This window comes from Pseudomonas sp. BS3782 TE3695, assembly GCF_050435305.1.
In the GTDB taxonomy this organism is placed as follows: Bacteria; Pseudomonadota; Gammaproteobacteria; order Pseudomonadales; family Pseudomonadaceae; genus Aquipseudomonas.
On record NZ_JBNDKB010000001.1, the window covers coordinates 1,158,494 to 1,177,450 of the forward strand.

Sequence of the window (18,957 nt, forward strand, 5' to 3'; positions counted from 1 at the left end):
GGAAAGCCGTCGCCGCAGGACAGCCGTTGGGCACTATGCTGCGGGGTCGGTATGCTAGCATATGCACCCCGCTAAACACTCATTCCTGCGACGTGAAGCGTTCTCAGGATGACCATGAATTGTTCGAGAGTTCTGTCGATGACCGATCCTGCGCTGATTGATGAGCTGAAGACCCTGGTTGAGCCTGGCAAGGTCCTGACCGACGTCGACTCCCTGAATGCTTACGGCAAGGATTGGACCAAGCATTTCGCCCCGGCCCCGACGGCCATTGTATTCCCCAAGACCACCGAGCAGGTCCAGGCCATTGTCCGTTGGGCCAATGAGCACAAGGTGGCGCTGGTGCCGTCTGGCGGGCGTACCGGGCTTTCGGCTGCGGCCGTGGCGGCCAATGGCGAAGTAGTCGTGTCCTTCGATTACATGAACCAGATTCTCGGCGTGAACCTGACTGACCGCACTGCCGTTTGTCAGCCGGGGGTGGTCACCGAGCAATTGCAGAACAAGGCTGAAGAACACGGCCTGTACTACCCGGTGGATTTCGCGTCGGCAGGTTCCAGCCAGATTGGCGGCAACATCGGCACCAATGCTGGCGGGATCAAGGTGATTCGCTACGGCATGACCCGCAACTGGGTGGCCGGCATGAAAGTCGTCACCGGCAAGGGCGATCTGCTGGAACTGAACAAAGACCTGATCAAGAACGCCACTGGCTACGACTTGCGCCAGCTGTTCATCGGTGCCGAAGGCACCCTGGGCTTTGTGGTCGAAGCCACCATGCGCCTGGACCGTGCCCCGAAAAACCTCACCGCGATGGTCCTCGGCACTGCCGATTTCGATTCGATCATGCCGGTGTTGCATGCATTCCAGAGCAAGCTTGACCTGACCGCCTTCGAATTTTTCTCCGACAAAGCGCTGGCCAAGGTCATGGCACGCGGTGATGTGCCAGCACCGTTCGAATCCGATTGCCCGTTCTACGCGCTGCTGGAATTCGAGGCGACCACCGAAGAAGTGGCCAATCATGCCCTGGAAACTTTCGAGCATTGCGTCGAGCAGGGCTGGGTACTGGACGGCGTGATGAGCCAGAGCGAAACCCAGTTGCAGAACCTTTGGAAGTTGCGCGAGTACATCTCCGAAACCATTTCCCACTGGACGCCGTACAAGAACGACATTTCGGTCACTGTGTCGAAAGTCCCGGCGTTCCTGAAAGAAATTGACGCGATCGTCGGCGAACACTACCCGGATTTCGAAATTGTCTGGTTCGGCCACATCGGCGACGGCAATCTGCATTTGAACATCCTCAAGCCGGACAACCTGAACAAGGACGAGTTCTTCGCCAAATGTGCGACCGTCAACAAGTGGGTGTTCGAAACCGTGGAGAAGTACAACGGTTCGATTTCCGCCGAACACGGCGTGGGCATGACCAAACGTGATTACTTGACCTACAGTCGCTCGCCGGTTGAGATCGAGTACATGAAAGCCGTCAAAGCGGTGTTCGATCCGAACGGCATCATGAACCCGGGCAAGATTTTCGCTGTTTGACTTTTGAATTCAAGAGCTACGAAACAGGAGTCGGTAATGAGCTATCAGCACCAGTATGTCGACGGCACGCGTATTCACTTCCCGTTGGGCAAAGTGGTGTGCATCGGCCGAAACTACGCCGAACACGCCAAGGAACTGGACAACCCGGTGCCTACCGAGCCACTGCTGTTCATCAAGCCGGGCAGTTGCGTGGTGCCGCTGGAAGGCGGTTTCAGCATTCCGACCGAACGTGGCTCGGTGCATTACGAAGCGGAGATTGCGGTATTGATCGGCAAGCCACTGTCGACCAAACCGAGCCGTGAAGAAGTACTGGATGCCATCTCCGGCATTGCCCCGGCTCTGGACCTGACCCTGCGCGACAAACAGGCCGAGCTGAAAGCGAAGGGCCTGCCGTGGGAAATCGCCAAGTCCTTCGACGGCGCGGCAGTGATTGCGCCGTTCGTGGCTGCCAGCACCTTCGCCGACCTGACCGACATCGGTATCCGCCTGACCATCAATGGTGAAGTGCGCCAGGATGGCAACAGCAAGGACATGCTGAATCCGATCGTGCCGATGATCCAGTACATGGCCGGCTGCTTCTCGCTGCAAGCTGGTGACGTGATCCTCACCGGGACGCCGGTGGGTGTTGGCCCGCTGAATGTCGGTGACGAACTGGTGCTCGAGCTGCCAGGCGCCAGCCGCTTCACCAGCAGCGTGCGCTAAAAAAGCAAAAGATCGCAGCCTTCGGCAGCTCCTACACCAATCTCTGTAGGAGCTGCCGAAGGCTGCGATCCTTTGATCTTGGCTGCCCGCAAAGGGCAATCCCGCCATTTCCCGTTTTTTTCACATCTTGTCCGGATAATTCCCAGGCTTCTGGCGTCTGAGCCAGTCCCAATGTGCTATTACCCATAGCCTGAATTTCTGGAACACATCCCTGCATGGCCACCCAATCGCTATCCAAGCCGAAAACTGCCCGCCGCGCGCGCTTTGTCATGCGTTGGTATTCCTGGCTTCTGCTGGTGGCGGCTGGCGTGTATGGCCTCGTGTTTGCGATGCACTGGGACGATCGCGGCGTGCTCTGGGTGATGGAGCGTTTCGAAAGCCCGGCCGAACGAAAAGAAAGTGTCTGGCTGCCGGATTATCGGGCGGTGATCGACGCCAAGTTGCTGCCGGGCATGGAGAAGGATGAAGCGTCAGACGTGACTTACGACCCGCAGACCAAAACCCTGTTTGCGGTGATGGGCAAGAAGCCGTTTCTGGTCGAGCTGACATTACAAGGCGATGTGTTGCGTAAGATGCCGTTGGTGGGTTGGGGCAACCCGGAGGGCGTGGCGGCCATGGGCAACGGTTTGCTGGCGATCACCGATGAGCGCAAACACTTGCTTTCCATCGTCAAGGTTGAGGCCGATACTCGCGAACTGAATCTCGACAGTTTCCCGAAATACGACCTGGGCCCGTCGAAAGATCAGAACAAAGCCTTTGAGGCGATCGTCTGGGATGCGCGTAACCAGCAACTGCTGCTGGGCGAAGAGCGTCCGCCGGCGCTGTTCAGCTGGAAAAGCGATGGCAGCCAGATCCTCAAGGGCGACAAGCAAAAGCTGTCCAGCGACGAACTGGATATCCGCAACCTGTCGGCCCTGACCATCGATCCGCGCACGGGCCATACCTTGGTACTGTCCGCCGATTCGCATTTGTTGCTGGAATTGGACGAAAAAGGCGAGCAGGTCAGTTTCATGACCCTGCTGGGTGGTTTCAATGATTTGAAAAAAACCATTCCCCGTGCTGAAGGCGTGACCATGGACGAAGCAGGCACGCTGTACATTGTGAGTGAGCCGAACCTGTTCTACCGATTCGAAAAACACCCGTAGGAGCTGCCGAAGGCTGCGATCTTTTGATCTTTTGATCTTTTGGCGCAGGCAAAATTGTTGAAAAGTCAAAAGATCGCAGCCTTCGGCAGCTCCTACGGGTTCGGTAATTGTGGTCAAAGGCCATTGGCCATTAAGCTTGAATTCATACTGCCGTGGTATTTCATCCGCCCGTCTTGTTTCTGAGCCCGCCTGAATGCGCCGACTTGCCCGCCCCAAACCTGTGATGCTGATCCTGTCGATCATTGCGCTGATCGTGCTGGTTGCCGTCGGCCAATACCTGCGTCTGTTCGAGCGCACCTGGTTCAATGTGCAGACGCTATGGCAGCCGATGAATGCCCAGTCGATTGGCCTGGATCAATATCAGGTAACGGTCGAGGCGCGAGTCATTGAGGGGCTGGACGATGATGTTTCGGCCCTGACCTTCGATCCCGTGCGCAAAAGCCTGTTCACGGTTACCAACAAAAATGCCGAACTGATCGAGTTGTCCCTGGAAGGCAAAATCCTGCAGCGTGTGGCACTGATCGGGTTTGGCGACCCGGAGGCGGTGGAGTTCATCAGCGCTGACACTTACGTGATTACCGACGAGCGCCAGCAACGGTTGATCAAGATTCATCTGGAGGCGGACACGACGTTCCTTGATGCCGCCGACGCTGAGCAGATCACCCTCGGTGTGCACATGCGTGGCAACAAGGGTTTCGAAGGGTTGGCCTATGACTCGGTGGGCAAGCGCTTGTTCGTCGCCAAGGAGCGCGACCCGATGCTGATCTACGAAGTGCAAGGCTTCCCACACTACAACCCGGAGAAGTCCTACGCGGTGCATGTGGTGAACAACCCCAAGCGCGATGCCGGGATGTTCGTGCGGGACCTGTCGAGCCTGCAATACGATGAGCGCAGCGGCCATTTGCTGGCGCTGTCTGATGAGTCGCGGTTGATTCTGGAACTGGATGTCGACGGGCGACCACTGACCACCCTGTCACTGAGCAAGGGCCGTCAGGGGTTGCAGAAGACTGTGCCGCAAGCGGAAGGCATCGCCATGGACGACGATGGCACTCTGTACCTCGTCAGCGAGCCGAACCTGTTCTACGTCTTCAAAAAACCACCGCAAAACTAACCAACACCGCAAAATACTGTGGGAGCGGGCTTGCCCGCGAAGAGGCCAGCACATTCAACATTGATGTTGGATGACAGACCGCTTTCGCGAGCAAGCCCGCTCCCACAGGTTTTGTGTATGCCTTATTGGGCGCGCAGGGTTTTCACGCCTTCGCTCGTGCCCAGCAGCAGCAAATCAGCCGGGCGGGCTGCGAACAAGCCGTTGGTAACCACGCCGACGATGGCGTTGATCTGTGTTTCCAGCTCCACCGGGTTGGTGATTTGCATGTTGAATACGTCGAGGATGATGTTGCCATTGTCGGTCAGCACGCCTTCACGGTAAACCGGGTCGCCGCCGAGCTTCACCAGTTGGCGGGCCACGTGGCTGCGGGCCATCGGGATCACTTCCACCGGCAACGGGAACGCACCGAGCACCGGCACCAGTTTGCTGGCGTCGGCGATGCAGATGAAGGTCTTGGCCACGGCCGCAACAATCTTTTCGCGGGTCAGGGCTGCGCCACCGCCCTTGATCAGGTGCAGGTGCTCATCGCTTTCGTCGGCGCCGTCGACGTAAAACTCCAGGTCACTGACGGTATTGAGCTCATACACCGGAATGCCATGGCCTTTGAGGCGGGCGGCGGTGGCTTCGGAGCTGGCGACCGCGCCATCGAACGCACTTTTGTGCTTGGCCAGGGCATCGATGAAGCAATTGGCGGTGGAGCCGGTGCCGACCCCGACGATGCTCTTGTCGTCGAGTTTCGGAAGGATGAAGTCGACGGCGGCCTGAGCCACTGCCTGTTTGAGTTGATCCTGAGTCATGCGGGCTCCGAAGTGCCGAAAGAGGGACGAAAGGCCGGCATTATAGGCCTCGCGATGGGCAAGGTCATTGCCGGTATGTCGAATGGTGGCGAGGGGGCTTGCCTGTGGCGAGGGAGCTTGCTCCCGCTCGGCTGCGCAGCAGTCGTAAAAGCTGCTGATGCGGCGTGTCTGAAAGAGCGAGGTGTCGGTTTTTGGGGAGCGCTTCACGCTCCAATGGGAGCAAGCTCCCTCGTTACAAGGAGTCTCTTGCGCTCGCGAGCGGCTAAAACCACCTGTTTAGTGTGGTCGCCCGCCCAAAAGCCGGGTTAGACTCCTTGACCCTGCCCAACCCGCTCAGTGATGCTTTCCGATGCTCGAACAGTACGTCAAAAAGATCCTCACCTCGCGCGTTTATGACGTTGCCGTAGAAACCCCATTGCAGACTGCCCGCCAGCTCTCCGAGCGGCTGGGCAACGATATCTGGCTCAAGCGTGAAGACTTGCAGCCGGTGTTCTCGTTCAAGATTCGCGGCGCCTATAACAAGCTGACGCAGCTTTCCGATGAAGAGCGCGCTCGCGGCGTGGTTACCGCATCGGCGGGCAACCACGCGCAAGGCCTGGCCCTGGCGGCCAAGGTTCTGGGCGTGAAAGCAACCATCGTAATGCCCAAGACCACCCCGGAAATCAAAGTCGAAGGCGTGCGCTCGCGCGGCGGCAAAGTGGTGCTGCACGGGGATTCGTTCCCGGAAGCCCTGGCCTATTCGCTGAAACTGGTCGACGAAAAAGGCTACGTCTACATTCACCCTTACGATGATCCCCACACCATTGCCGGGCAGGGCACGGTGGCCATGGAGATTCTGCGCCAGCACCCGGGGCGTCTGGACGCGATCTTCGTTCCGGTGGGCGGCGGCGGGCTGATCGCCGGGATCGCGGCGTACGTGAAATACCTGCGCCCGGAGATCAAAATCATCGGCGTCGAACCGGATGACTCCAATTGCCTGCAAGCTGCCATGGCGGCCGGCGAGCGCGTGGTGCTGCCCACCGTGGGGCTCTTCGCCGATGGCGTTGCAGTGGCCCAGATCGGGCAGCACACTTTCGATATCTGCAAAGATTACGTAGACGAAGTGATCACTGTCAGCACTGACGAGATCTGTGCAGCAATCAAGGATATCTACGACGATACCCGCTCGATCACGGAACCTGCCGGCGCCTTGGGCGTGGCCGGGATCAAGAAGTACATCGAGCAACACGGTGTCACGGGGCATACCTTCGTGGCCATCGACTCTGGCGCCAACGTCAACTTCGACCGCCTGCGCCACGTGGCCGAGCGCGCTGAGCTGGGCGAGGGGCGCGAAGCCATTATCGCCGTGACCATCCCCGAGAAACCGGGCAGCTTCAAGGCGTTCTGCGAAGCCATCGGCAAGCGCCAGATCACCGAATTCAATTACCGCTACAACACCGGCAGCGAAGCGCACATCTTCGTCGGCGTGCAGACGCATCCGGAAAACGACCCGCGCAAAGCGCTGCTCGCCAGTCTCACCGAGCAGGGTTTCCCGGTGCTCGACCTGACCGACAACGAGCTGGCCAAGTTGCACATCCGCCACATGGTCGGCGGGCGTGCTGTCCATGTGGTCGATGAAGTGGTGCTGCGCTTCGAGTTCCCGGAGCGTCCGGGTGCGTTGTTCAATTTCCTCAACAAACTCGGCGGGCGCTGGAACATTTCGATGTTCCACTACCGCAACCACGGCGCGGCCGATGGCCGTGTGGTCGCCGGCCTGCAAGTGCCGCACGACGAGCGTCATCTGGTACCGGCAGCGCTGGAAGAAATCGGTTACCCATACTGGGACGAAAGCGACAACCCCGCCTATCAGCTGTTTCTCGGCTGAGCGGCTACGCTGATCGGCAGGCCATAAGGAAATCGAACAATGGAAACGTTAACTGCCCTGAAAGTGGCGCATGTGGTGGCGACAGTGGTGTTGCTGGCCGGTGCGCTGGGTCTGGGCACCTGGGTATTGCTGGCCCGGCACAAAGGTGATGCCACGGCAGCCAGCCGCACCTTGCAGCGTCCGCGGGTGTTCGTCTGGCTGCTGATGGGCCTGGCGCTGCTGAGCATGCCGTTCACTGGCTGGTGGATGGTTCATCTGGTCGGCTGGCCGCTGGGGCAGGCCTGGCTGCTGGCCTCGAGCGTGCTGTACAGCGTGGCGGCGCTGGCATGGTTCTGGTTGCTGGTGCGTTTGAATCGCTTGCGCAAAGCGCCGGGCGGAGTGGGGCGGTTCAGCTTGGGTTTGGCGTTGCTGGGTTTTGTGTGTTTTGTGGCAATTGCCGGGTTGATGGGGGCCAAGCCGGTGTGAAGCGAAAAGATCGCAGCCTTCGGCAGCTCCTACATGGAATGTGAACACCTGTAGGAGCTGCCGAAGGCTGCGATCTTTTGATCTTCAACCGCGCAACGAAATCACCGGCCAACCCCGCTTCTGGGCCTCGGCCCGCAAATTGGGATCCGGATCGACAGCGATCGGATTCGCCACCTGTTCCAGCAGCGACAAGTCATTCATCGAGTCACTATAGAAATAGCTGTTTTCCAGATTGTGGCCGGTTTCGTCCAGCCAACGATTCAACCGCGTCACCTTGCCTTCGCGAAAGCACGGGACATCGGTGCTGCGTCCGGTGTAACGGCCGTCGATCATTTCGCATTCAGTGGCGATCAGGGTTTCAACGCCCAGACGTACTGCAATCGGCCCGGTCACAAAGCGGTTGGTGGCGGTGATGATCACCAGTTTGTCGCCGGCCTCACGGTGTTTGGCCAGCAGTTCAATAGCCTTGGGCAGCACGATCGGTTCGATGCAGTCGCGCATATACTCCAGGTGCCATTGATCCAGCGTGGTCATCTCGGTGCGGCCGAGCACTTCCAGGCAGAAGTTCAGGTACGCGTCGTTATCCAGCTTGCCGGCCAGGTAATCCTGATAGAACTCGTCGTTGCGTGCCTTGTAGGCGACGGCGTCGAGGAAACCGCGTTCGCACAGATAATCGCCCCAGGCGTGGTCGCTGTCACCGCCCAGAAGCGTGTTGTCCAAGTCGAATAAAGCCAGCCGCATTGCAGTTACTCGCTGAAAAGTCTGTAGAAAGGTGTCCAGAATACGGACTTTTCACAAGAGTGCACATAAGGTAGGTCGGCTCGTTGCTGCTTTCACAACCTTTGTGGAACAATGCGGCGATATGCGTTTGCGAGGTTGTTGCCGTGATCGACCCCGATGGTTTCCGCCCCAATGTCGGGATCATTCTGACGAATGATGCCGGCCAGGTGCTATGGGCTCGCCGTATCAATCAAGATGCCTGGCAGTTTCCACAGGGAGGAATCAATCCCCAGGAGACGCCGGAAGACGCCTTGTACCGCGAGTTGAACGAAGAAGTGGGCCTGGAGCGCGAAGATGTTGAAATACTCGCCTGCACCCGGGGCTGGTTGCGTTATCGTTTGCCGCAACGTCTGGTCAGGACGCACAGCCAACCGCTGTGCATTGGCCAGAAGCAGAAATGGTTTCTCCTGCGCCTGATCTCCAACGAGCAGCGGGTGCGGATGGATTTGACCGGTAAACCGGAATTCGATGGCTGGCGCTGGGTCAGTTATTGGTATCCGTTGGGCCAGGTGGTGACATTCAAGCGCGAGGTTTATCGCCGCGCTCTCAAAGAGCTTGCCCCGCGCCTTTTAGCGCGCGACTGACGACGGAGTTCGACCCCGAGCCATGCTCAATACGCTGCGCAAGATCGTCCAGGAAGTTAACTCCGCCAAGGATCTCAAGGCGGCGTTGGGGATTATTGTGTTGCGCGTCAAAGAGGCCATGGGCAGCCAGGTCTGCTCGGTCTACCTGCTTGACCCCGAGACCAACCGCTTCGTGTTGATGGCCACCGAGGGCTTGAACAAGCGCTCGATCGGCAAAGTCAGCATGGCGCCCAACGAAGGTCTGGTCGGCCTGGTCGGCACGCGTGAAGAACCCCTGAACCTCGAAAACGCCGCGGATCACCCGCGCTACCGTTACTTCGCCGAGACCGGTGAAGAACGCTACGCCTCGTTCCTCGGGGCGCCGATCATTCACCACCGTCGCGTCGTCGGCGTGTTGGTCATTCAGCAAAAAGAACGCCGCCAGTTCGATGAGGGTGAAGAAGCCTTCCTTGTGACCATGAGCGCGCAGCTTGCCGGCGTTATCGCCCACGCCGAGGCCACCGGTTCGATCCGTGGCCTTGGTCGGCAGGGCAAAGGTATCCAGGAAGCAAAGTTCGTCGGGGTACCGGGTTCGCCGGGCGCGGCGGTCGGAACCGCGGTTGTCATGCTGCCGCCGGCCGATCTCGATGTGGTGCCGGACAAGACCATCACCGACATCAACGCCGAACTTGGTCTGTTCAAGACCGCCATCGAAGGCGTACGCGCCGACATGCGTGCCTTGTCCGCCAAGCTGGCGACCCAACTGCGGCCTGAAGAGCGGGCGCTGTTCGACGTTTACCTGATGATGCTCGACGATGCCTCGCTCGGCAGCGAAATCACCACGGTGATCAAGACCGGTCAGTGGGCTCAGGGCGCGTTGCGTCAGGTGGTCACCGAACACGTCAACCGATTCGAATTGATGGACGACGCTTACCTGCGTGAGCGCGCCTCGGACGTCAAAGACCTCGGTCGGCGCTTGCTGGCTTATCTGCAGGAAGAGCGGCAGCAGACCCTGGTCTACCCCGACAACACCATTCTGGTCAGCGAAGAACTGACGCCGGCGATGCTCGGCGAGGTGCCGGAAGGCAAGCTGGTGGGTCTGGTGTCGGTACTCGGTTCCGGCAACTCTCACGTGGCAATCCTGGCGCGCGCCATGGGTATTCCGACGGTGATGGGCCTGGTCGACTTGCCGTATTCCAAGGTCGACGGCATCCAGATGATTGTCGACGGCTACCACGGCGAGGTCTATACCAACCCCAGTGACGTGCTGCGCAAGCAGTTCGCCGAGGTGGTCGAGGAAGAGAAACAACTGGCCCTTGGGCTGGATGCATTACGGGACCTGCCGTGCGTAACGCTCGACGGTTACCGCATGCCGCTGTGGGTCAATACCGGCCTGCTGGCGGACGTGGCCCGGGCGCAAAAGCGCGGTGCCGAGGGTGTGGGTTTGTATCGCACCGAAGTGCCGTTCATGATCAACCAGCGCTTCCCGAGCGAAAAAGAGCAACTGGCGATTTATCGCGAGCAACTCGCCGCGTTCCATCCACAACCGGTGACCATGCGCAGCCTGGACATCGGCGGTGACAAGGCGCTGTCGTACTTCCCGATCAAGGAAGACAACCCGTTCCTCGGCTGGCGCGGCATTCGTGTGACCCTCGACCACCCGGAAATTTTCCTGGTGCAGACCCGTGCCATGCTCAAGGCCAGCGAAGGCCTGAACAACCTGCGCATTCTGCTGCCGATGATTTCCGGCATCCATGAACTGGAAGAAGCCCTGCACCTGATCCATCGGGCCTGGGGCGAAGTTCGCGATGAAGGCACCGATGTGCCGATGCCGCCGATTGGCGTGATGATCGAGATCCCGGCGGCGGTGTATCAGACCAAGGAACTGGCGCGACAAGTCGACTTCCTGTCGGTCGGCTCCAACGACCTGACCCAGTACCTGCTGGCCGTGGACCGCAACAACCCGCGGGTGGCCGATCTCTACGACTACCTGCATCCGGCAGTGTTGCAGGCTTTGCAGAACGTGGTGCGCGATGCCCACGCCGAAGGCAAGCCCGTGAGTATCTGCGGCGAAATGGCTGGTGACCCGGCGGCGGCGGTGCTGTTGATGGCGATGGGCTTCGACAGCCTGTCGATGAACGCCACCAACTTGCCGAAAGTGAAGTGGATGCTGCGTCAGATCAACCTGAGCAAGGCCAAGGAGTTACTGGCTGAGCTGATGACCATCGACAACCCGCAAGTTATCCACAGCTCGCTGCAACTGGCGCTGAAGAACCTTGGGTTGGCGCGGATGATCAATCCGGCTTCGGTCAAGACCCTCTAAAACGCTGATGGCCTGTGGCGAGGGAGCTTGCTCCCGTTCGGCTGCGAAGCAGTCGTAATCCGGCCGATGCGATCTTTCTGAAAGAACGCATTGGCCGGATCGGGAGCGCTTCGCACTCCAGCGGGAGCAAGCTCCCTCGCCACAATTAATCGCCCGAGCTTCAAATCCTGATCTCTACCTCCCCCAAATGCCCCCCATACGGCCCGAAACTCGTTTCGACCATATGCCTCCTCCCATCCGCCTGAACAATCAACGCCGTACTCGCCCGTGTCCCGTAAGTCGGGCTCTTGATAAACACGCTCGACAACAACGTCTCGGTGGCCTGCCCCACGCCTGTGTCCGGCAGTTCGGCAAGCGGCGCCGTCTGCGGGTCGCTGAGCAAGGCCAATAACGCCTGCGGCTGCGGATCATCCAACACTTCGCTCAATGCTGCCTTGGCCTTGAGCACTTTCGGCCACGGCGTATCCAGCCCCGCGTTCGATAACCCATAAACCCCAGGTTTGAGCATGATTGCCTCTTTCTCACGTGCATTGAGGTGCCACAGCTCACTGGCGTTGCCGACCAACAGATTAAACCCCGCATATTCAGGCGAACGTTCGACAACGTCCTTTAAGTAGTCGGTAATCGACATGTCTCCACTGAGAAATTGCGCCACCAGTTCACCTCGCGACTTGCGCGCCGGCGGTTGAAGGGGATCACGGATGTTGGTCAGCGCGGCGAAGCGCCCGTTGGCGCCGACACCGAGCCACGTGCCTCCAGCCTCGAGGTCGCGACCGGCGTACACGTGCGGGGCGTCTGACCATTGCGCCAGAGGCAGGCTGGGCCGGGCATAGAATTCGTCGCGGTTGGCCGCCACGATCAACGGCTGGGCATGACCTGGCCGCCAGGCAAAAACAATCAGGCACATAAGGTGGTCCTAGTGTGTTTTTTGCTCACTCTACGCAGACATCGCTCATCGATCCATCGCCATCCGCAGTGGAGCCAGAGGCCATGCATCCGTTACCATGCCGCTCCTGATTCGGGATGCTTGGGGATGTGGCCATGGAATTTTTGCTCTATCTGGCGCTGGGCGCCTGTGCGGGCGTGCTGGCCGGGCTGTTCGGGGTAGGCGGCGGGATCATCATTGTCCCGGTGCTGGTGTTCAGTTTCACCTTGCAGGGATTTGATGCGTCGATCCTGACGCATCTGGCAGTCGGCACCTCCCTGGCGACGATCATCTTTACGTCGATCAATGCGGTTCGCGAGCACCATCGCCGCGGCGCTGTGCGTTGGCTGATTTTTGCCTGGATGACCCTCGGCATTCTGATCGGTGCCGGTTTCGGCGCGCTGACTGCCGAAGCGATCTCCGGGCCGAATTTACAGAAGATCATTGGGGTATTTGCGCTGATCATCGCCGTTCAACTCGCATTGGACTTCAAACCCAAGGCCAGCCGAACGGTGCCGGGCAAAGTCGGTCTGACCGTGGCTGGCAGCGTCATTGGCTGGGCTTCGGCGATTTTCGGGATCGGCGGCGGCTCGTTGACCGTGCCGTTCCTGACCTGGCGCAGCGTGCCGATGCAGCAGGCGGTGGCCACTTCGTCGGCCTGTGGCCTGCCAATCGCCTTGGCCAGTGCCTTAAGTTTCATGATTTTGGGGTGGCACGATCCACTGCTGCCGGCCCATAGTCTCGGTTTTGTTTATTTGCCGGCATTGCTGGGGATCGCCCTGACCAGCATGGTATTCGCCCGCCTCGGTGCACGACTGGCCCACAAGCTGTCGCCGCGCTTGCTGAAAAGACTGTTTGCCGCTTTGCTGTTTTGCGTCGGTTTGAGCTTCTTGCTCTGACGCACAGCGCAATCCTGGCTTAATCCTGGCGTGACAGCGTCGCCCGGGAATTTGAAGGTTTCAACTCTAACGAGGAGTCGCAATGCTGCCTTACCCGCAGATCGACCCGGTGGCCCTGGCCATCGGTCCGCTGAAAATCCACTGGTACGGCCTGATGTACCTGATCGGCATCGGCGGCGCGTGGTGGCTGGCATCACGCCGGCTGAACCGCTTCGACCCGACCTGGACCAAGGAGAAACTCTCCGACATGGTGTTCTGGATGTCGATGGGCGTCATTGTCGGTGGCCGCTTGGGTTATGTGCTGTTTTACGATCTGAACGCCTATCTGGCCAACCCGACCCTGATCTTCGAAGTGTGGAAGGGCGGTATGTCGTTCCATGGCGGGTTTATCGGTGTGATGCTGGCGGCGCTGTGGTTCGGTAAAAAGAACGACAAGTCGTTCTTCCAGTTGATGGACTTCGTCGCGCCGATGGTGCCGATCGGCTTGGGTGCCGGGCGCATTGGCAACTTCATCAACGCCGAGTTGTGGGGCAAGGCGACCGACGTGCCGTGGGCGATGGTCTTCCCGACCGATCCGGCGCAACTGGCCCGTCACCCGTCGCAGCTGTACCAGTTCGCGCTGGAAGGCGTGGCGCTGTTCGCGATCCTCTGGCTGTTCTCGCGCAAGCCGCGGCCGACCATGGCGGTGTCCGGGATGTTCGCGCTGTTCTATGGCATCTTCCGTTTCATCGTCGAATTCGTTCGCGTACCCGACGCGCAACTGGGTTATTTGGCCTGGAACTGGCTGACCATGGGCCAAGTGCTGTGCATACCGATGATCGTCGGCGGGTTGTTCCTGATCTGGTTGGCTTATCGACGCGCCCCGGCGGCCCCCGCAGCTGCTGTATAAAAAGCAGGCGCTATAAATTCGAACCCCGGGGCGACGGTCCCGGGTTCAAGGACACAGGTAATTCATGAAGCAATATCTCGAACTGGTCGCCCACGTCATCAAGAACGGCACCAAACAGGCCAACCGCACCGGCGTGAACACCATCAGCTTTCCGGGCGCGATGCTGCGCTTCGATCTGCAGGAAGGTTTCCCGGCGATCACCACTCGCAAGATGGCCTTCAAATCCGCCATCGGCGAGATGTGCGGTTTTCTACGCGGGGTGAACAACGCCGCCGAATTCCGTGCGCTGGGCTGCAAGGTCTGGGACCAGAACGCCAACGAAAACGCCCAATGGCTGGCTAACCCGTTCCGTCAGGGTGAAGACGACCTCGGCGAAATCTACGGCGTGCAATGGCGCAAATGGCCGGCGTACAAGCAGATCCCGGTCAGCAACCAAGCCGCCATCGAGCAGACGCTGAGCCAGGGTTATCGTCAGATCGCCGAAGGCGAAGAAGACGGTCAGGCTTACGTGGTGCTGTACAAGGCGATCGACCAGATCCGCCAGTGCGTCGACACCATCATCAAGGATCCGGGCAGCCGTCGCATTCTGTTCCACGGCTGGAACGTTGCGCAGCTCGACGAAATGGCCCTGCCGCCGTGTCACTTGCTGTACCAGTTCCACCCGAATGTCGAGACCAGGGAAATCTCCCTGACCCTCTACATCCGCTCCAACGACCTGGGCCTGGGCACGCCGTTCAACCTCACCGAAGGCGCCGCACTGCTGAGCCTGATCGGTCGCCTGACCGGTTACACACCGCGCTGGTTCACCTATTTCATCGGCGACGCCCACGTCTACGAAAATCACCTGGACATGCTCAACGAACAGCTCAAGCGCGAGCCGTTCGCCATGCCGAAGCTAAAGATATCCGACCGCGTGCCGGAATTCGCCAAGACCGGCGTGTATCAGCCGGAGTGGCTGGAGTTGATCGAGCCGAGTGATTTCTCGCTGGAAGGCTATGAACACCACGCACCGATGACCGCGCCGATGGCGGTATAAGCCTCGACACCGAACCAATGTGGGAGCGGGCTTGCTCGCGAAGGCGGTGGATCAGTCGACATCAATGTTGAATGAATGACCGCCTTCGCGAGCAAGCCCGCTCCCACAGGGGATCTGTGGTGTTCTTAGTGGCCGTGACTTCTCCCAACATGGGAATGCTCAACCTCCGTCGCCACAACCCCGCCGCTCACCTCCAGCCGCTGCAAAATCCCGCACTGATCGATATCCGGCCCTTCGCTGCAGCGTTGGCGCAGGTCGAGCAGTTGTGTCTGCAAGGCCAGTAAGCCGTCGATTCGAGCCTTTACATGATGGATGTGTTCGTCGATCAACGCGTTGACGTTTTCGCATTGATCCTGCGGGCTGTCGCGCAGGGCCAGCAGGCTGCGGATCTCCTCGAGGGTCATGTCGAGGGTGCGGCAGTTGCGGATGAAGGTCAGGCGCTCGGCGTGGGCCTGGGTGTAGACGCGGTAATTGCCGTCGCTGCGGGCCGGCTCCGGCAGCAGGTTTTCGCGCTCATAGTAACGGATGGTTTCCACAGCGCAGTCGGTGAGTTTTGCCAGTTCTCCGATTTTCATCGCGACAATCTCCAAAAGGGTGCTTGACCCTATAGTGGCTACAGGGTCTTTACTTGGCAACAGGCACCTTCATGGACGCGACCAATGAGCGATTCTCTTCACACCCACAAACCCGGGCACGATCACAGCCACAAGCTACAGCCTGTGTCCAAGCATGACCATGGCGGCCACGGGGATTCCTGCTGTTCCTCCAAAGCAGCAGCGCCGTCGTTGATCAAGTTGAGCGAAACGCCGACCGCCGGTGCGCGGCTGAGCAGCTTTCGCATCGAGGCCATGGATTGTCCGACCGAGCAGACGCTGATCCAGAACAAACTCGGGAAGCTGTCGGGTGTGCAGCAACTGGAGTTCAACCTGATCAATCGGGTATTGGGCGTGACCCATGACCTGCCAAACACTCTGCCAATCATCGACGCGATCAAGTCCCTCGGCATGCACGCCGAACCGATGGAGCAGGGCGTCGAAGCGCCGGTATCGAGCCCTGCGCCTGGGAAAAAGCCCTGGTGGCCACTGGCGTTGTCCGGTGTCGCGGCGCTGGCCGCCGAACTTATGCACTTCACCAGTGCGGCACCGAACTGGGTGGTGGCGGTGATTGCGCTGGTTTCGATCCTCAGTGGCGGCCTTAGCACTTACAAAAAGGGCTGGATTGCCCTGAAAAACCTCAACCTGAACATCAATGCACTGATGAGCATCGCTGTGACCGGCGCGATCCTGATCGGTCAATGGCCGGAAGCGGCGATGGTGATGTTCCTGTTCACCGTGGCCGAGTTGATCGAAGCCAGGTCGCTGGACCGTGCACGCAACGCCATCGGCGGGCTGATGCAGATGGCCCCCGAGCAAGCCACGGTGCAGCAGGCCGACGGCAATTGGGTCGCGCAACCGGTAAAAGACATCGAACTGGGTGCGCGGGTGCGGGTGCGTCCCGGCGAGCGGATTGGTCTGGACGGCGAAGTGCTGTCCGGCAACTCGACCATCAATCAGGCGCCGATCACCGGTGAAAGCCTGCCGGTGGAGAAAGCCATCGGCGACAAAGTGTTCGCCGGCACCATCAACCAGTCCGGTTCGCTGGAATACACGGTAACCGCTGCGGCGAACAATTCGACCCTGGCGCGGATTATTCACGCCGTGGAACAGGCTCAGGGCGCGCGCGCTCCGACCCAGCGTTTCGTCGACAGCTTCTCGAAAATCTACACCCCGGCGGTGTTCATCCTGGCCCTGGCCGTGGCGGTGATCCCGCCGCTGTTCATGGATGCGCTGTGGTTCGACTGGATCTACCGGGCGCTGGTGCTGCTGGTGGTCGCCTGCCCGTGTGCCTTGGTGATTTCCACCCCGGTGACCATCGTCAGCGGTCTCGCGGCTGCGGCGCGCAAAGGGATTCTGGTCAAGGGCGGCGTCTATCTGGAGCACGGCCACAAACTCGATTACCTGGCCCTCGACAAGACCGGCACCCTCACGCACGGCAAACCGGTGCAGACCGACTATTTGTCCCTCGACCCAACCGTTGCTGAAACGGCGCCAGCCATTGCCGCGGCACTCGCCACTCGCTCGGATCATCCGGTGTCGCTGGCCATCGCCAATGCGGCTGTGGATAAGCATCCGGTGCCACTGACTGTGGATAACTTCGCAGCACTGGCGGGTCGTGGCGTGCGCGGCGAGATCAACGGTGAGCTCTACCACTTGGGCAATCACCGCCTGGTGGAAGATTTGGGTTTGTGTTCGCCAGCGCTGGAAGAGCAGCTGTTTGCTCTGGAGAAACAGGGCAAATCCGTGGTGCTGCTGCTCGATAAATCCGGTCCGTTGGCGCTGTTTGCCGTGGCAGACACCGTGAAAGCGTCCAGTCGCGAAGCGATCGAGCAGTTGCATGAGTTGGGCATCAAAACCCTGATGCTGACCGGCGACAACGTTCACACCGCCCAGGCCATCGCCGCCCACGTGGGCATCGATCAGGCGCAGGGCGATCTGTTGCCGACCGATAAGTTGCAAGCCATCGAAGCGCTGTATGCCCAAGGCCATCGGGTCGGGATGGTCGGCGACGGCATCAACGACGCCCCGGCACTGGCGCGGGCCGAGATCGGTTTCGCCATGGCGGCGGCCGGTACCGATACCGCCATCGAAACCGCTGATGTCGCCCTGATGGACGACGATCTGCGCAAAATTCCGGCTTTCATCCGCCTGTCGCGACAGACTTCGAATATCCTCAAACAGAACATTGCCCTCGCATTGGTCATCAAAGCGATCTTTCTTGGGGTAACCTTCGCCGGGATCGCCACCATGTGGATGGCGGTGTTCGCCGACATGGGCGTGAGCCTGTTGGTGGTGTTCAACGGTTTGCGCCTGTTGCGCAAATAGACGATGAGGGAAGGCTGTGCTGAGTGCCGAGCTGAAGGCGTTTTACATGGTTGCCCGGTTGGGCAGCATTACCCTGGCGGCGAAAAAGCTCGGCCTGAGCCAACCGACGGTGACGACCCAGATTCGGCATCTGGAAAGCCAGTATTCGGTTGAACTGTTCTACCGTGGCGGCCGTCGTCTCAGTGTTAGTGATGAAGGCGCGCGGTTGTTGCCGATGGTCAAGGCGCTGTTGCAGCAGGAAGCCGACATCGAGTTCTTCCTGCGTAACAGCGGTCAGGTCCAGGGTACGTTGCGCATCGCTGCCACGGCGCCGTATTACATCCTTGATCTGGTGAAGACCTTTCGCGAGCGCTTGCCGCAAGTGGAGGTGTCGGTGGAAATCGGCAACTCCCAACAGGTGCTCGAAGCGCTGGAGGATTATCGGGTCGATGTCGCGGCGTCCTCGCAGTTGCTGGACGATGCGCGGTTGATCCGCCGGGTGCTCGGCAGTGATCCGCTGGTGCTGGCGGTGCATCGCAATCATCCGCTGGCGGGGCATGATCATGTGCCGCTCAGTGCGCTGGCGGGGCATACTTTGTTGATGCGCGAATCGGGCTCGACGACTCGGCGCTTGACCGAAGAGTTGCTGGCCGGCGCCGGGGTGAGTTTCGGGCCGTTGCTGGAGATTGGCAGCCGCGAGTCGATCCGCGAGGCGGTATTGCGCAACATCGGCATCAGCATCATTGCCCGCCAGGAAGTGCCGCACGATCCGCAATTGCGGGTGCTGACCCTCGAAAATGCGCCGCAGATTCCCGAGTACCTCTACTGCCTCAAGGAGCGAAAAGGGGCGCGGCTGCCGGCGGCGTTTCTGGGGTTGGCGCAGGAAATGGCCCCGGCTTAAGTCCTGCGGTGACTGTGCCGGCCTCTTCGCGAGCAAGCCCGCTCCCACAATGGAATGCGTTCCCCTGTGGGAGCGGGCTTGCTCGCGAAGGCGCCAGATCAAACAACACAGAACCTGAACCCCC

General features: G+C 59.8%; 17 protein-coding genes. 13 read left to right on the forward strand and 4 right to left on the reverse strand.

From position 1 onward, the window contains the following. Positions 1-138 precede the first annotated feature (138 nt). From ABH909_RS05195 to ABH909_RS05210, 4 genes are all read left to right on the forward strand, one after another. Positions 139-1,533 (forward strand): FAD-binding oxidoreductase, encoded by a 1,395-nt coding sequence (locus ABH909_RS05195; protein ID WP_429439753.1) that lies wholly within the window; start codon positions 139-141, stop codon positions 1,531-1,533. A 36-nt stretch (positions 1,534-1,569) separates the two neighbouring features. After that, complete coding sequence (locus ABH909_RS05200; protein ID WP_429431007.1) at positions 1,570-2,235, forward strand: fumarylacetoacetate hydrolase family protein; 666 nt, start codon at positions 1,570-1,572, stop codon at positions 2,233-2,235. A gap of 215 nt (positions 2,236-2,450) precedes the next feature. Further along, the gene (locus tag ABH909_RS05205) at positions 2,451-3,380 is read left to right on the forward strand and encodes an SdiA-regulated domain-containing protein (protein ID WP_429431009.1); all 930 of its coding nucleotides are present in this window, start codon (positions 2,451-2,453) and stop codon (positions 3,378-3,380) included. A 193-nt stretch (positions 3,381-3,573) separates the two neighbouring features. Continuing rightward, positions 3,574-4,491: an SdiA-regulated domain-containing protein gene (locus ABH909_RS05210; RefSeq protein WP_429431011.1), complete on the forward strand. Its 918-nt coding sequence runs from the start codon at positions 3,574-3,576 to the stop codon at positions 4,489-4,491. Positions 4,492-4,613: 122 nt separating this feature from the next. Here the strand turns inward: ABH909_RS05210 and rpiA are convergent, their stop codons facing one another. Further along, positions 4,614-5,288 (reverse strand): ribose-5-phosphate isomerase RpiA, encoded by a 675-nt coding sequence (gene rpiA / locus ABH909_RS05215; RefSeq protein ID WP_183680830.1) that lies wholly within the window; start codon positions 5,286-5,288, stop codon positions 4,614-4,616. Positions 5,289-5,637: 349 nt separating this feature from the next. On the opposite strand from rpiA, the gene ilvA reads away from it, so the two are divergent. Then, positions 5,638-7,152 (forward strand): threonine ammonia-lyase, biosynthetic, encoded by a 1,515-nt coding sequence (gene ilvA / locus ABH909_RS05220; RefSeq protein WP_429431013.1) that lies wholly within the window; start codon positions 5,638-5,640, stop codon positions 7,150-7,152. A 39-nt stretch (positions 7,153-7,191) separates the two neighbouring features. Then, on the forward strand, positions 7,192-7,617 hold the full coding sequence (locus tag ABH909_RS05225; RefSeq protein WP_429431015.1) for a DUF2269 domain-containing protein: 426 nt from the start codon (positions 7,192-7,194) through the stop codon (positions 7,615-7,617). An 84-nt stretch (positions 7,618-7,701) separates the two neighbouring features. On the opposite strand, the gene ABH909_RS05230 is transcribed toward ABH909_RS05225, so the two are convergent. Then, entirely contained in the window at positions 7,702-8,358 is a 657-nt protein-coding gene (locus tag ABH909_RS05230) for an HAD family hydrolase (protein ID WP_429431017.1), read from the reverse strand. Between the two features lie 143 nt (positions 8,359-8,501). On the opposite strand from ABH909_RS05230, the gene ABH909_RS05235 reads away from it, so the two are divergent. Together ABH909_RS05235 and ptsP are read left to right on the forward strand one after the other, a co-directional pair. Then, complete coding sequence (locus tag ABH909_RS05235; protein ID WP_007897732.1) at positions 8,502-8,981, forward strand: RNA pyrophosphohydrolase; 480 nt, start codon at positions 8,502-8,504, stop codon at positions 8,979-8,981. 22 nt (positions 8,982-9,003) lie between these two features. Continuing rightward, a complete protein-coding gene (gene ptsP, locus ABH909_RS05240) occupies positions 9,004-11,283 on the forward strand; it encodes a phosphoenolpyruvate--protein phosphotransferase (RefSeq protein ID WP_429431019.1) in 2,280 nt (759 codons plus the stop codon). Between the two features lie 160 nt (positions 11,284-11,443). On the opposite strand, the gene ABH909_RS05245 is transcribed toward ptsP, so the two are convergent. Further along, positions 11,444-12,190 carry an NRDE family protein gene (locus tag ABH909_RS05245; protein ID WP_429431020.1) on the reverse strand — a complete coding sequence of 249 codons (747 nt, stop codon included), beginning with the start codon at positions 12,188-12,190 and terminating at the stop codon, positions 11,444-11,446. A 134-nt stretch (positions 12,191-12,324) separates the two neighbouring features. On the opposite strand from ABH909_RS05245, the gene ABH909_RS05250 reads away from it, so the two are divergent. From ABH909_RS05250 to ABH909_RS05260, 3 genes are all read left to right on the forward strand, one after another. Beyond that, positions 12,325-13,107, forward strand: coding sequence for a sulfite exporter TauE/SafE family protein (locus ABH909_RS05250; protein ID WP_429431022.1), 783 nt, complete (start codon positions 12,325-12,327; stop codon positions 13,105-13,107). 82 nt (positions 13,108-13,189) lie between these two features. Continuing rightward, positions 13,190-13,996 (forward strand): prolipoprotein diacylglyceryl transferase, encoded by an 807-nt coding sequence (gene lgt, locus ABH909_RS05255; RefSeq protein ID WP_429431024.1) that lies wholly within the window; start codon positions 13,190-13,192, stop codon positions 13,994-13,996. A gap of 64 nt (positions 13,997-14,060) precedes the next feature. Next, positions 14,061-15,032: a thymidylate synthase gene (locus ABH909_RS05260; RefSeq protein WP_008007347.1), complete on the forward strand. Its 972-nt coding sequence runs from the start codon at positions 14,061-14,063 to the stop codon at positions 15,030-15,032. A gap of 125 nt (positions 15,033-15,157) precedes the next feature. Here the strand turns inward: ABH909_RS05260 and cadR are convergent, their stop codons facing one another. Then, positions 15,158-15,607 (reverse strand): Cd(II)/Pb(II)-responsive transcriptional regulator, encoded by a 450-nt coding sequence (gene cadR / locus ABH909_RS05265; RefSeq protein WP_007897786.1) that lies wholly within the window; start codon positions 15,605-15,607, stop codon positions 15,158-15,160. 84 nt (positions 15,608-15,691) lie between these two features. Here cadR and ABH909_RS05270 point away from each other — a divergent pair, with 84 nt between their 5' ends. Beyond that, positions 15,692-17,953, forward strand: a complete 2,262-nt coding sequence (locus ABH909_RS05270; protein WP_429431026.1) for a heavy metal translocating P-type ATPase — start codon at positions 15,692-15,694, stop codon at positions 17,951-17,953. A gap of 16 nt (positions 17,954-17,969) precedes the next feature. After that, entirely contained in the window at positions 17,970-18,833 is an 864-nt protein-coding gene (locus ABH909_RS05275) for a LysR family transcriptional regulator (RefSeq protein WP_429431028.1), read from the forward strand. The last annotated feature ends 124 nt before the right edge of the window (positions 18,834-18,957 follow it).

What these genes read in the sequence shown, in the direction of transcription:
- ABH909_RS05210 (WP_429431011.1), top strand. Translation starts at nt 3,574, where the DNA reads ATGCGCCGACTTGCCCGCCCCAAACCTGTGATGCTGATCCTGTCGATC.
- lgt (WP_429431024.1), top strand. Translation starts at nt 13,190, where the DNA reads ATGCTGCCTTACCCGCAGATCGACCCGGTGGCCCTGGCCATCGGTCCG.
- ABH909_RS05200 (WP_429431007.1), top strand. Translation starts at nt 1,570, where the DNA reads ATGAGCTATCAGCACCAGTATGTCGACGGCACGCGTATTCACTTCCCG.
- cadR (WP_007897786.1), bottom strand. Translation starts at nt 15,607, where the DNA reads ATGAAAATCGGAGAACTGGCAAAACTCACCGACTGCGCTGTGGAAACC.
- ABH909_RS05250 (WP_429431022.1), top strand. Translation starts at nt 12,325, where the DNA reads ATGGAATTTTTGCTCTATCTGGCGCTGGGCGCCTGTGCGGGCGTGCTG.
- ABH909_RS05205 (WP_429431009.1), top strand. Translation starts at nt 2,451, where the DNA reads ATGGCCACCCAATCGCTATCCAAGCCGAAAACTGCCCGCCGCGCGCGC.
- ABH909_RS05230 (WP_429431017.1), bottom strand. Translation starts at nt 8,358, where the DNA reads ATGCGGCTGGCTTTATTCGACTTGGACAACACGCTTCTGGGCGGTGAC.
- ABH909_RS05225 (WP_429431015.1), top strand. Translation starts at nt 7,192, where the DNA reads ATGGAAACGTTAACTGCCCTGAAAGTGGCGCATGTGGTGGCGACAGTG.
- ABH909_RS05195 (WP_429439753.1), top strand. Translation starts at nt 139, where the DNA reads ATGACCGATCCTGCGCTGATTGATGAGCTGAAGACCCTGGTTGAGCCT.
- ptsP (WP_429431019.1), top strand. Translation starts at nt 9,004, where the DNA reads ATGCTCAATACGCTGCGCAAGATCGTCCAGGAAGTTAACTCCGCCAAG.
- ABH909_RS05260 (WP_008007347.1), top strand. Translation starts at nt 14,061, where the DNA reads ATGAAGCAATATCTCGAACTGGTCGCCCACGTCATCAAGAACGGCACC.
- rpiA (WP_183680830.1), bottom strand. Translation starts at nt 5,288, where the DNA reads ATGACTCAGGATCAACTCAAACAGGCAGTGGCTCAGGCCGCCGTCGAC.
- ilvA (WP_429431013.1), top strand. Translation starts at nt 5,638, where the DNA reads ATGCTCGAACAGTACGTCAAAAAGATCCTCACCTCGCGCGTTTATGAC.
- ABH909_RS05245 (WP_429431020.1), bottom strand. Translation starts at nt 12,190, where the DNA reads ATGTGCCTGATTGTTTTTGCCTGGCGGCCAGGTCATGCCCAGCCGTTG.
- ABH909_RS05270 (WP_429431026.1), top strand. Translation starts at nt 15,692, where the DNA reads ATGAGCGATTCTCTTCACACCCACAAACCCGGGCACGATCACAGCCAC.